The organism is Streptomyces sp. NBC_00572 (genome assembly GCF_026341815.1).
Taxonomy (GTDB): domain Bacteria; phylum Actinomycetota; class Actinomycetes; order Streptomycetales; family Streptomycetaceae; genus Streptomyces.
On record NZ_JAPENX010000001.1, the window covers coordinates 4,919,018 to 4,931,056 of the forward strand.

A 12,039-nucleotide genomic window follows, 5' to 3' on the forward strand; every position below is an offset into this window, starting at 1 on the left:
GAGAGAAACGGTATCGGGGCGCTCGACTCTGGCGGAGTAGTTCTCTGCAGGAGGAGTCATCCGATGAAGCATCCCCCGGACCGGATCGACGTGGCCGAGGGGCTGCGCCACATCCTTCAGGAGCTGTCCGCCGTCGAGCGGTCGGCCGAGGGTGAACGCGCGGGCCTGCCCGATCCTCGTACGGACGGAGAGGAGTCCTGGGACGGGCCCGAGTTCACCGTCGAGACCGTGAGCGACAACAGCATGCACGCCGTGGTGGACATCAGGGCGCTGCGCGGTCCCGCCCAGTCTCCGCCCGACCGCGCCGGGCCCGACGAGGAAGAGGTCGCCGCGCTGCGCGCCACGGTGCGGGCGCTGCTCGACCTTGCGGACATCGGCTCCGGGCGCGTGAGCACCACCGTGGTCCTCACCGCGCGGGGTCCACGAGTGGTCAGTTGCCGGCTCGGCGGCGGCGCGACCGTGTTCGCCCGCGAGCGGCGGCCCGGGGCGGGGTGAGCGCGCGAGCGGGAAGACGGTTGCACACCCGGGCTGACCTGGCGTTCCCGGGTGCGTTCCCGTGCCGTCCCGGTGGGCGGTATCGGCTCGGGAACGGTCCGGGAACGGGTCGCCGGAGAGTACGTGGTGTCGGGAAGCAGAACCGGAGAAACCACGTAAAGGGGATAGGCCATGGGACGCAAGTCGACTGGACTCGCCGGGATCGTCGTCGCCGCCCTCGCCTTCGGGCTCGGGGTCACGGTCGAGTCGGGTCACTCGCAGAGCGGGTCGGTCGGCGTGCAGGTCCAGGCCGACGACCAGGGTCCGACGGTGATCGGGAACGGGCGGGTCGTGCAGGCCGCCGCCACTGACGACCAGGGTCCGACGGTGATCGGGAAGAACGTCGTGGTCCAGGCCGCCGCCACTGACGACCAGGGTCCGACGGTGATCGGGAAGAACGTCGTGGTCCAGGCCGTCGCGACCGACGACCAGGGTCCGACGGTGATCGGGAACGGGCGGGTCGTGCAGGCCGCCGCCACCGACGACCAGGGCCCCACCGTGATCGGCAAGAACCCGGTCGCCGGCGCCGGGCAGAGCCTCTTCGCCGCCTGAGCCTGTCTGATCCCGGCCGATCCCCCCCGGCCGATCCCCCCTCAGCCGCGCCGGCGTTCCGCCGGTACGCCCATCTCGCCGAACAGGTCCTCCGCCGAGCGCTCGTTGCGGGTCGCCTCCTCCGAGCGGCCGAGGGCCGCCTGGGCGCGGGCCATGCCGGACAGGGCGTAGGCCATCTCGATCCGGAAGTCGAGAGAGTGCGCCACCTCGTGGGCGCTCTCGTGGAGGCCGAGCGCCGCCGCGTAGTCCTTGCGCTTGTAGAGGTAGCGGCCGACGGTGTTCTCGACCTTCGCCCGGCGCAGTGGAGAAACGTTTGGCCCGATCGTTTCCATCGCGCGGTCGGCGTACCGGACGGCCTGCTCGTCCCTGCCGAGACGCTGGGCGACCTCCGCGAGCAGGGCCAGGGCCAGGGCCACCTGCCCTGGGTCGCTGTTCTCGGTGCACAGGGCGCGGGCCCGCGCGAGACACGTGTCGGCGGCCTCGTCGTCGCCGAGGCAGGCGTGGGCGAACGCCAGGTCCGTGAAGGCGACCAACTTGTTCTCGTGCTGCCCGAGTTCGTCGCAGAGGGCGATCGCCCGACGGGCCGCCGAGGCGGCCTCCTCGTGCCGCCCCCACTGTTCGTACAGGGTGCTGAGCAGGGTGAGGCTCTCCGCCTCGGCACGGCTGGCGCCCAGTTCCCGCTGGTGCGCGATCGACTTCTCCAGATGGGACAGCGCCTGCGGGAACCGGCCGAGCAGGCTGTTGAGCTGGCCGAGGGCGCCCTCACTGTGGGCCAAGGTCTGCACGTCGCCCAGTCGTTCGGCGACGTCCCGGCCCTCCGTGGCCACCTCGATGCCCTCGGCGAAGCGGCCCAGCTTCCAGCAGGCGACGCCCAGATTGGACAGGCTGACGCCGAGCAGCGGCAGTTCACCGAGCCGGCGCGCGGCGGCCACCGCCAGGAGACCCATCGAGCGGAACTCCTCCAACTGGCCGCGCGCACTGAGCTGGAAGGCCAGGTTGCGGCTCAGGAACACGATGTGCCGGTCGTGTCCGAGCCGGTCGGCCAGGCAGACCGCCCCCAGCAGGGACCCCTGCTCCCGCGCGAACCACTGCTCGGCCTGCTCGCTGTCCGCCAGCAGCGGCAGTCGGGTGGCCCAGGCGCCCTCCTTCTCCACCTCCGCCACCTCGGTGGGAATGCGGCGCCTGCCCGGGAACATCACCTGGCACGCCGACTCCGTCGCCGCCAGGTAGTAGTCGAGCAGTCGGCGCGTCGACGCGGAGTCGTCGTCCTCCGTCGCCGTCGACCTGAGGCTCTGCGCGAAGCTGCGCACCAGGTCGTGGAAGGTGTACAGGCCGATCTCCGGCTGCTGCAACAGGTGGACGTCCAGGAGGAGTTCGAGGATGTCCTCGGCGTCGGCCGGGTCGGTCTCCAGGAGGGCGGCCGCCGCGTACACGTCCAGGTCGCCGCCGGGATGCAGCGCCAGGCTGCGGAAGGCGGTCCGGCAGTCCTGCGCCAGGGCCTGGTACGACAGGCGCAGGGTGGCGGCGACACTGCGCTGGCCCGAACTCAGCTCGTCCAGGCGGCGCGTCTCGTCGCGCAGCCGGTCGGCCAGGTAACGCAGAGTCCAGCGGGGCCGGTTGCGCAGCCGGGCGGTGGCGATTCGCAGGGCCAGGGGAAGGCGGCCGCACAGCCGGGCCAGTTCGGCCGCCGCCTCCGGCTCCGCCGCGTACCGCCGTTCGCCGAGCGTCTCCGCCATCAGGGCCGCGCACTCGGCCGGCGACATCACGTCGATGGAGATCCACTGGGCCGAGTCGAGTTCCATCAGCCGGGCCCGGCTGGTGATGAGGACCAGGCAGCCGCCCGAGGTCGGCAGCAGCGGCCGTACGTCGTCCGCGTCGGCGGCGTTGTCGAGGAGGAGCAGCAGCCGCTTCCCGGTGACGGTCGCCCGCCACAATGCCGTACGGCCCGCGAGGTCCTCGGGGATGCGCGCGCCCGGTACACCCAGGGCGCGTAAGAGGCTGTCGAGGGCCCCGCCGGCGGTCACCGGCTGCTCGCCGGGGGTGTATCCGCGCAGGTCGATGTAGAGCTGGCCGTCGGGGAACTCGCCCGCGAGGGTGTGCGCCGCGTGCACCGCGAGGGAGGTCTTGCCGCTGCCGCCCATGCCGTCCAGGGCCACGATCCGGGAGTGACGCGCACAGTCCAGGCCCGCCGAGTCGAGGAGTTCCCGCAGTTCGTCGCCGCGACCGGTGAAGTCCGCCAGGTCGTACGGCAGGGTGCAGGGTGCCTCGGGGGCCGTGGTGTCCAGGACGGGGACCGGGGCCGCGGCGGGCGGGGGAGCGGGGGCGGCCAGTTCCGGGCTGTCGCGCAGGATGCCCTCGTACACCTTGGTCAGGCGGGGGCCCGGGTCGACGCCCAGCTCCTCCACGAGGAGTTCGCGGACCCGGCTGTACTCCTCAAGGGCCTCGGCCTGCCGGCCCGAGCGGTACAGGGCGAGCATCAACTGGGCGCGCAGCGACTCGTGGAGGGGGTGGGCCTGGACCAGATCCCTCAGGTCGACGATCAGTTCGCCGGTCTCGCCGAGGCCGAGACGCAGGTCGAAGAGCTGCTCGGCGGCCGCGAGTCTTCGCTCCTCCAGCGCGGTGGCCGCCGCCTCGATGACCGGGCCGCCCGCCCCGGACAGGATCGGGCCCCGCCACAGGCCGAGCGCCCGGCGCAGTGCCTCCACCGCGTCGACGGTCCGGCCCTCGCCCGGTGCGTCCCGGGCCGCTTGCACCAGGGTGCCGAACTCCGTCAGGTCCAGCTGCCCGGGGCCCAGGACCACCCGGTAGCCGGGGCCGTCGGTCACGATGACCTCGCTGCCCGCGGGGATGCGCCGCCGGAGATCGGCGATCGCCTTGCGGACCTGGTGGGAGGCGGTGGCGGGCGGGTCCTCGGCCCAGGCCGACTCCACGAGCCGCCCGATCGGCAGTACCCGGCCGGGCTCCAGGAGCAGAGTCCCGAGCACACGTTCCTGGATGAGGCCCCCCAGCCTCAGCCGCGAACCGTCCGCCCAGCCCTCCAGAGGGCCCAGCACGTTGAATCTCAGCGATGGCTCCCCGGCATTGGTCATGTGCCGCGAGCACCCCCCCAGGTCTCCCGCCGACGCCCACGGCGCCGGGTGATTGCGGATCCTAGCCCGTTCCCGTGACCCCCGGGAACGAGGCGGTACGGGATCGGTAAGCGGCCCCGCCACCGTATGACCCACGAGGCCGACTCCTTCACGGCCCTCGCGACTGAGGCCCCCATGCAGCAAGGAGACTGGTCATGACCGAGCAGGCATCGCCGGACGGGCTCGCCGAACAGCTGCGGGCGGCACGGCAGTGGGCCGGCATCACCCAGGAGCAGCTGGCCGGCCTGTCGACCGTCAGCGTGCGGGCCATCCGCGATCTGGAGCAGGGGCGGGTGCGGCACCCGCGTCGGGAGACGCTCCGGCTGCTCGCCGGGGCCATGCGGCTGAGCGATGCCCGCCGCGCCGCCCTTGAACTGGCCGTCGAGGGGGCGGAGGCCGGCACGGTGATGCGCGAGGCGTACGGCGCGGAACTGGCGCCGCCGCCGAAGCCGTTGCGCCGACTGGTCGGCCGCGCCGAGGAACTGCGCTCCCTGACCGGACTGTTGGCCACCGAGAACGAACGTCTGCTCAGCGTGGTGGGGTTGGCCGGTGTGGGCAAGACCCGACTGGCTCAGGAAGCGGCCCTGTTGCTCCACGGCCGCGACCGGACCCCCGTCGTCTGGGTGGACATGGACGAAGCCGCTCCGCCGGCGTCCGGGCCTGCCGGTACCCGCAGCCCGCGGTCCGCGCTGACGGGCTGGGCCCGCTCCCTGGCTCTCGGCGGCCGGGGCCTGGACGAACTAGCCTCCGTGATACGCGGCCGGGCCACCCTGCTGGTCCTCGACGGCCACGACACCACCCCCCACATCACACCCCCGCTCCTCGAACTGCTGCACGTCTGCGAGCACCTCAAAGTGCTGATCACCACCCGGGAGCCGCACCGCACCCCGGGCAACCGAATGCTGCCGCTCGGCCCGCTTCCCGTACCCGACCCGGAACCGTCGGACGGCACCGGCACACCGCAGCCCGGAGCGTCCCTGACCGCCGGGCAGCCCGCCGTCGAACTCATGCTGTCGTACGTCGGTCACATGCGCCCCGACCTGATGCCCGGGGACTCCCTGGTGCGCACGGTCGTGCACCTCAGCCGGGCCCTCGACGGCGTCCCCCGGGCCATGGAAGCCGCCGCGTCCTGGCTGCTGTTGCGCTCGCCCGCCGAACTGCTGCGGATCGCCCTGACCGCCCCGCTCGACGTCGTGGACGACGTGACCGCCGGCGAGACGGGCGGCGAGGGCCTCGCCGCACTCCTGTCGGCGGCCGTGCACCGGCTGGACGACGGTCCGGCGGCGCTGCTCGGAGACCTGAGCCTGCTCCCCGACGGATGGAGCGCCGACCAGGCCGCCGCCGGCCTGTCGACGCCCCCCGCCGCCGTGGTGCGCGACGTGCATGCGCTGATGCTGCGCGGTCTCGTCCGGCGGCTGCCCGGCGAGGAGGACGGCACCCCGCGGTTCGGGGTGCTCAACCTGGTGCGGCAGCTCGCCGCCGAACGCGCCGCCCAGCTCGTCCCGGCGGCGGCCCTCGTCTCCTCCTGAACACACCCCGCTCTCCCACCGTTTCCCCTTCCTCGAAGAAAGGCCCGTCCGCCATGCGCAATCTGATCTCGCTCGCCGACCTGAAGCCCGAGCAGCTCGCCCGAATCGTCGCCCGCGCGGTCGAGTTCGGCACCGGCGGCGTCGACGACAAGCCGTTGACCGGACGTCAGATCGGTGTCTACTTCCGCAAGTCGTCCACCCGGACCCGGACTTCGTTCTGGGCCGGGGCCACCCGGCTGGGCGCCGACGTCATCACCTTCGGACCCGACGAACTCCAGCTGACCACCGGCGAGACGGTCGAGGACACCAGCCGGGTCCTCGGCCAGTACCTCGACGCGCTCGTCGTCCGCACCAACGGCGACGTGGCGGAGATGCGCCGCCTCGGCGGCAGCCCTGACCTCGCCGTCGTCAACGCCCTCAGCCTGGACGAGCACCCGACGCAGGCGATCGCCGACCTGACCACGCTCGCCGAGCACTTCGGTGACCTCGCCGGACGCCATGTGCTCGTCGTCGGTGAGGGCAACAGCTCCGGCGCGGCCCTCGCGCTGGCCGGCGCGCTCACCCCCGGGCTGCGGATCACCCTGCTGAGCCCCGCGGGCTACGAGGTGCCCAAGACCACCATGGACCTGGTCGACGAACTCGGCGGCACCGACCACCTGGTGAGCCGGATCACCGACCCGGCCGCGGTCGAAGGACCCGTCGACGCCGTCTACACGAGCCGCTGGCAGACCATGGGCGTGCCGAAGGCCGACCCCGACTGGCTGACGTCCTTCGAGGGCTTCGCCGTCGACCGGGAGTTCTTCGAGCGGTACAGCGGACCGGACACCGTCTTCCTGCACGACCTGCCCGCCGTACGCGGCCAGGAGGTCACCGACGAGGTCCTCGACGGGGAGCGCAGTCTCGCCTGGCGGCAGGCCCACCACAAGATGACGGCGGCGATGGCCGTACTGGAGTGGTGCGTCGTCGGCGAGAACTGAGCGGCACGGGTCCGAAACGGACGGGGGCGGCGTCGGTACGGGTTCGGGGAACCCGGTACCGACGCCGCCCCCGCGTGTGAGCGACGGTCGTCAGCCGCCCATCGCGGCGACCACCGAACGGGGCCGCAGATCCGTCCAGTTGGCCTCGATGTACTCGGCGCACTCCTGCTTGCTGCCCTCCTCGCGGACCAGCTGCCAGCCCTCCGGGCGCCGGATCCGGGCGGGCCACAGCGAGTGCTGGCCCTCGTCGTTGGCCAGGACGACGAAACGGCCGTCGGCGTCGTCGAACGGATTGGTTGCCATGGCTTCACCTCTGTGGGTTCCGTGGAACGGGGATCCGGTGCCGCACCGGTGCCTCGACGCTACGAGACCGTGTCCGCCGGTTCGGGCAGCCGGGGCGGCAGTTGGGCGGCAGCCCGCCCGGACCTCGTGCCGGGCGGCCGGCCCCGCGCGCGGGGCCCTAGACGAGGACGCGGGACACCTCGTTGGCGCGCGTGACGGCGATCCCGGTGGCGACCGCGGCGGCACGCACCGAGCCGAGCGCCTCGCGCAGCAGCTCGGTGCGCAGCCGGGGCTGGTCCGCCAGTTCCGGCCGGTCGGCGTCGATCAGCTGCATCGCCGCCTCCAGGACCGCGAACTTGGCCTCGCCCAGGGGCTCGTGGCGATCGGCATCGGACATGACGTCGCGCAGGGCCGCGGCCAGTTCCGCGGCGGGGGCGATCTGGGACATGGGTCCACTCCTCAGGGTTCTCGGACGCGTGTGCTCCCGCGTTCCGCTCCGGCCGACGGGGCTTCGGAGCGGCGGAATCCGACTGTAGGGCGGGCCGGGAAGACGGCGGCGGCAGCGACCGGCAACTGCCGCCCGGCTGCCGCCCGGGGCGCCGGTCGGCGGGGTCCCGCGTTCCTACGATCGATGCCGAAGGGAAGTTCCGAGCGATCCAGGACCTCCTTCTCCCACTTGTCATCCCACGATGTGGACGAAGTGATGATGCAGACTGCGGAATGGGCGTCCCGAGAGCGATCCGGGCCGTTGGACGTCGTTGTCACCGGACTGCCGTCCGATGCGCACACCTGGAATCTCGTATTCATCCAGCTGCTGATCGAAGACCTGGGACACCACGTCATCAACCTGGGCCCGTGCGTGCCCCAGGACGAGATCGTGGAGTCCTGCGGCAAGTACCAGCCCGACCTGCTGGTGGTCAGCAGCGTCAACGGCCACGGCTTCCAGGACGCCGAGCAGCTGATCCGGGCGATCCGCTCACGCTGGGAGCTGGCCGGCCTGCCCGCCGTCATCGGCGGCAAGCTGGGCGTCCTCGGCGCTGAGGGCCGGGCCGGGCACGGCCGCCGCCTCCTGGAGGCGGGCTTCGACGCGGTCTTCCAGGAGGGCCGGGGCGAGGCCGAAGCCGAGGACGAGAACCCGAACCAGGGCGAGGGCGGGAACCGGGGGCAGGGGCAGGGTCGAGGTCAGGGCAGGGGCCAGGATCAAGGGCAGGACCTGGGCCTCGGTGCCTTCGAGGCGTTCGTCGCCCGGCTGGCCGCCGAGCGTGTCCCGGCCGCTACGGCCGCCCCGCTGGAAGGGGCGGCACGGTGACGTCCTTCGGACGGTTCGTGGCCGCCGCCCGGGCCCGGGGCGCCCTCGTGGTCCAGCCCCGCATGGGCTTCTCCGCCCCCGCCCGGATGCGGGCCGGTCTCGCCGCCACCAAGGGCGCCGCCGACGCCGTCGCCGGCACCCTCACCATCGACAGCTACACCCGGGTCGGCGACGAGCCCTCGGCCGTCCGCGCCCTGGGCGGCGGTGTCCCGCTCAACGGCTACCCCATCACCTCCTACAGCCCGGACACCTCGCGCTGGGTCCTGGACGGACTGGCCGACGCGAGCTTCCCCGTGCAGGTCCGGCACGGCTCCGCGCACCCGCAGCGGATCGTCGCCGCGCTCGCCCGCCTCGGCCTCACCGCCACCGAGGGCGGCCCGGTCTCGTACTGCCTGCCCTACGGCCGCACCCCGCTCGTCGACTCCGTCCGCAACTGGCGGGAGACCTGCGAGCGGCTGGCCGCCCTGCGCACCGACGGGGCCGAACCGCACCTGGAGAGCTTCGGCGGGTGCATGCTCGGCCAACTCTGCCCGCCGGGACTGCTCGTGGCGATCAGCGCCCTGGAAGGACTGTTCTTCCACCGCGCCGGGCTGCGGTCCGTCTCGCTCAGTTACGCCCAACAGACCAGCCCCGCACAGGACCGGGAGGCGGTCCGCGCACTGCGCCGCCTCGCGGCCGAACTCCTCCCGGACACCGACTGGCACATCGTCGTCTACACCTACATGGGCGTGTACCCGAGGACCACGCGCGGCGCCCACGCCCTCCTGGAGGACTCCGCCGAACTCGCCGTCCGGGCGGGCGCGCAGCGGCTCATCGTGAAGACCGCCGCCGAGGCCCACCGCATCCCGACCGTCGCCGAGAACGTCCGGGCCCTGCGCATCGCGGCGGACGCCGCCCACCGCGCCACGACCGGGACCTCGGTCCCGGAGGACGCCGACGACGTCGCGGACAACCCCGTCTACGCCGAGGCCCGCGCCCTCGTCGACGCCGTACTCGACCTGGACACCGACCTCGGCCGCGCGCTGCTGAAGGCCTTCGAGCGCGGCTACCTGGACGTCCCCTACTGCCTGCATCCCGACAACGCCGGCCGCTCCCGCAGCCACATCGACGCGACGGGCCGGCTGACCTGGTCGGACATCGGGGCCATGCCCATCGGGCGGGTCACCGGACGGCGCGGCACCCGGCTCACCGCGACCGGACTCCACGACGCGCTGACCTTCGTACAGCGCCGTTACGACCAGCTCGACGAGCACTCCGTACACCACTCCGCAGCCCACCCCGAGGACGCCGGCCGCACCCCCGCCGACGCCCTTCTCCTTCAGGAGGCATGACCGTGACCGTCATCATCGCCGAGGCCGTGGACGAGGCACTCCTGCCGTTCCCGGCGTCGCCCGACGCGCATCTGACCGATCCGCTCACCCGGGCGACCCTGCGGGTGCAGAGCCACATGCTCACCGCCACCCGCGCCTTCCTGACCGCCCGCGGCTTCCAGGAGCTGCTGCCGCCCATCATCGGTCCGGTGACCGACCCCGGCATCCGGGGCTCCAAGCAGGTGGACGTCGACTTCTACGGCCACAAGTACAAGATGATGACGAGCGCGATCCTCTACAAGCAGGCCTCGCTGCTCGCCTTCGACAAGATCTTCTACATCGCGCCCAACGTCCGGCTCGAACCCCTTGAGACGGCCGTCACCCACCGCCACCTCGCCGAGTTCCACCAGATCGACGTGGAGATCCGCGACGCCCGCCGCGAGGACGCGATGGCCCTCGCCGAGCAGCTGGTCAGCCATGTCGTCGGCGAGGTCCTCGCCACCATGCCGGCCGAACTCGACCTGCTCGGCCGCGACGCCGACGCCCTGCGCGAGGTGCTCGTCGGAGCCTTCGGCCGCGTCGGCCACCAGCAGGCCACCGCCGAGCTGATCGGCCTCGGCCACCCCCAGGACCCCGCCGCCGAGATCGACTGGCAGGCCGAGGAGATCGTCTCCGCCCGCGCGGACCGCCCCTTCTTCATCACCGACTACCCCAAGGGCTCCCGCGGCTTCTACGACAAGGAGAACGCCGAACAGCCCGGTGTCCTGCGGAACTTCGACCTCATCGCACCCGAGGGGTACGGCGAGCTGGCCAGCGGCAGCGAGCGGGAGCACGACTACGCCACCCTCGTCACCCGCATGCGGGAGACCGGCGAGAACCCCGCCAAGTACGGCTGGTACCTGGACCTGGCCCGCCGGGGCATCCCCGCCAGCTCCGGTTTCGGCATCGGTCTGGAGCGCTTCACCCGCTACGTCACCGGACGGCAGGCCGCCTGGCAGGCCAGCGCCTACCCGAAGCTCCCCGGCGTGGTGTCGGCGTGAGCACCGCACTCGTCGCGGACGGCTTCCCCGAGGAGCAGGTCCGGCTGCGCGCCCGGCACGGCGCCGGGGCGGTCTTCCCCGCCGAGGCGGGCTACGGCACCGGACTCCTCGGCGCCGTCCCCGGCCCGTCCCGGGACCGCGCCCCGTACGACCCGGACGACGTCCTTGAGCGGATCCGGATCGTGCCGCCCGTCTTCATGCCCGAGCGGCTGAAGAAGCTCATCGACCTCGCCCGCGAACCCCTCTACAGCGACGTCGAACTCGACACCGTCATCGGCGGGTTCACCAGCCGACTGCCGCTGTACGTGTCGGCGTTCGGATCCACCCGGGTCGCCAGCCGCGACCTCGGCGAGGCCGCGGGACGGCAGGCCGGAGCGCTCGGCATCCCCCTGGTCATCGGCGAGAACGTCGTCCCCGTCAACGGCTACCGCAGCGCCGGCGAGGCCGGCGCCTCCCCGCTGCTCGGCCGGATCGCCGCCTACGCCGAGGCCGCCGACGACGAGCACGGCGGCGTCGTCGTCCAGCAGTCCACCGAGGACGCCGACGCCGAGGTGTGGAACCTCGTCTACAGCGACCCGGTCACCGAGCCCCTGCTCGCCACCGGCCGTCTCGCCTTCGAGCTCAAGGTCGGCCAGGGCGCCAAGCCCGGACTCGGCGGGCTCACCCTGCTCGGCCGCGAGGCGGCGGGCCAGGTCGCCGAGCAGTACTCGCTCGACGAGGTGTTCGGCGCCGGAAGCGACCAGGTGCTCCGGGTCGCCAGCCCCGGCACCTTCACCGAGGAGATCCTGCGCCAGCAGATCCGCCTCATGCGCAACAACTTCCCCCGCGCCCGGGTGTGGGTGAAGCTCCACCCCGGCCGAGACGTCGCCCACGCGGCGGCCACCGCCTGGGCGGCCGGCGCGGACTCCGTCACCGTCGACGGCGCGGAGGGCGGCACCGCCTGGGCCCCCACCGGCTTCCTCACCCATGTCGGCCTGCCGCTCGCCGACTGCCTGCGCCGCGTCGGCCGCACCGACCACTGCCTCCTCGCCAGCGGACGCATGTGGGAGGGCACCCGCGCCGTCAAGGCCCTCGCGCTCGGCGCCCGCGCCGTCGGCCTCGGCCGCGCCGCGCTGCTCGCCGTCGACGAGGACCGCGAGGCGGGCCTGACCCGTCTCGTCGAGGCCCTCGCCCTCGAACTGCGCATGCTGACCAGCGCGGTCGGCAAGTACCACGTGAACGGCCTGCACCCCGAGGACCTGCTCCTGCCGGACCGGTGGGAACAGGCCTCGGCGCCCCTCGGCGCCCCTCGGTCGACCTAGCCCGCCTCAGCACCACACACGCGATTCCCAGTCGTGGCCGTACGGGACGTCCGGCACGCCGCGAAACCCGTATCCGC

Annotated in this window: 11 protein-coding genes; 8 read left to right on the plus strand and 3 right to left on the minus strand. The window is 73.0% G+C overall.

All coding sequences use genetic code 11. The features are described from left to right. Positions 1 to 63: 63 nt before the first annotated feature. Both OG514_RS22740 and OG514_RS22745 read left to right on the plus strand, forming a co-directional pair. Complete coding sequence (locus OG514_RS22740; protein ID WP_266897578.1) at positions 64 to 495, plus strand: hypothetical protein; 432 nt, start codon at positions 64 to 66, stop codon at positions 493 to 495. A 171-nt stretch (positions 496 to 666) separates the two neighbouring features. Further along, positions 667 to 1,086, plus strand: coding sequence for a hypothetical protein (locus OG514_RS22745; RefSeq protein ID WP_266897580.1), 420 nt, complete (start codon positions 667 to 669; stop codon positions 1,084 to 1,086). Positions 1,087 to 1,127: 41 nt separating this feature from the next. On the opposite strand, the gene OG514_RS22750 is transcribed toward OG514_RS22745, so the two are convergent. After that, positions 1,128 to 4,139, minus strand: coding sequence for a BTAD domain-containing putative transcriptional regulator (locus OG514_RS22750; RefSeq protein WP_266897582.1), 3,012 nt, complete (start codon positions 4,137 to 4,139; stop codon positions 1,128 to 1,130). 230 nt (positions 4,140 to 4,369) lie between these two features. On the opposite strand from OG514_RS22750, the gene OG514_RS22755 reads away from it, so the two are divergent. Further along, the gene (locus OG514_RS22755) at positions 4,370 to 5,743 is read left to right on the plus strand and encodes a helix-turn-helix domain-containing protein (protein ID WP_266897584.1); all 1,374 of its coding nucleotides are present in this window, start codon (positions 4,370 to 4,372) and stop codon (positions 5,741 to 5,743) included. A gap of 53 nt (positions 5,744 to 5,796) precedes the next feature. Continuing rightward, positions 5,797 to 6,720, plus strand: coding sequence for an ornithine carbamoyltransferase (locus tag OG514_RS22760; protein ID WP_266897586.1), 924 nt, complete (start codon positions 5,797 to 5,799; stop codon positions 6,718 to 6,720). 90 nt (positions 6,721 to 6,810) lie between these two features. Here the strand turns inward: OG514_RS22760 and OG514_RS22765 are convergent, their stop codons facing one another. Both OG514_RS22765 and OG514_RS22770 read right to left on the minus strand, forming a co-directional pair. After that, positions 6,811 to 7,023, minus strand: coding sequence for an MbtH family NRPS accessory protein (locus OG514_RS22765; RefSeq protein ID WP_055602877.1), 213 nt, complete (start codon positions 7,021 to 7,023; stop codon positions 6,811 to 6,813). Between the two features lie 157 nt (positions 7,024 to 7,180). Then, positions 7,181 to 7,450: a hypothetical protein gene (locus tag OG514_RS22770; protein WP_266897591.1), complete on the minus strand. Its 270-nt coding sequence runs from the start codon at positions 7,448 to 7,450 to the stop codon at positions 7,181 to 7,183. A 300-nt stretch (positions 7,451 to 7,750) separates the two neighbouring features. Between OG514_RS22770 and OG514_RS22775 the strand changes: the two genes are divergently transcribed. From OG514_RS22775 to OG514_RS22790, 4 genes are read left to right on the plus strand one after another with little or no spacing between them, the layout of a single operon-like run. Further along, a complete protein-coding gene (locus OG514_RS22775; RefSeq protein ID WP_266897593.1) occupies positions 7,751 to 8,311 on the plus strand; it encodes a cobalamin B12-binding domain-containing protein in 561 nt (186 codons plus the stop codon). Then, the gene (locus tag OG514_RS22780) at positions 8,308 to 9,642 is read left to right on the plus strand and encodes a methylaspartate mutase (protein WP_266897595.1); all 1,335 of its coding nucleotides are present in this window, start codon (positions 8,308 to 8,310) and stop codon (positions 9,640 to 9,642) included. The genes OG514_RS22775 and OG514_RS22780 overlap by 4 nt, the downstream gene beginning before the upstream one ends. After that, positions 9,639 to 10,661 carry an asparagine synthetase A gene (locus tag OG514_RS22785; RefSeq protein ID WP_266897597.1) on the plus strand — a complete coding sequence of 341 codons (1,023 nt, stop codon included), beginning with the start codon at positions 9,639 to 9,641 and terminating at the stop codon, positions 10,659 to 10,661. Before OG514_RS22780 ends, OG514_RS22785 begins: the two co-directional genes overlap by 4 nt. Continuing rightward, a complete protein-coding gene (locus tag OG514_RS22790) occupies positions 10,658 to 11,962 on the plus strand; it encodes a glutamate synthase-related protein (protein WP_266897599.1) in 1,305 nt (434 codons plus the stop codon). Before OG514_RS22785 ends, OG514_RS22790 begins: the two co-directional genes overlap by 4 nt. Positions 11,963 to 12,039: the final 77 nt, after the last annotated feature.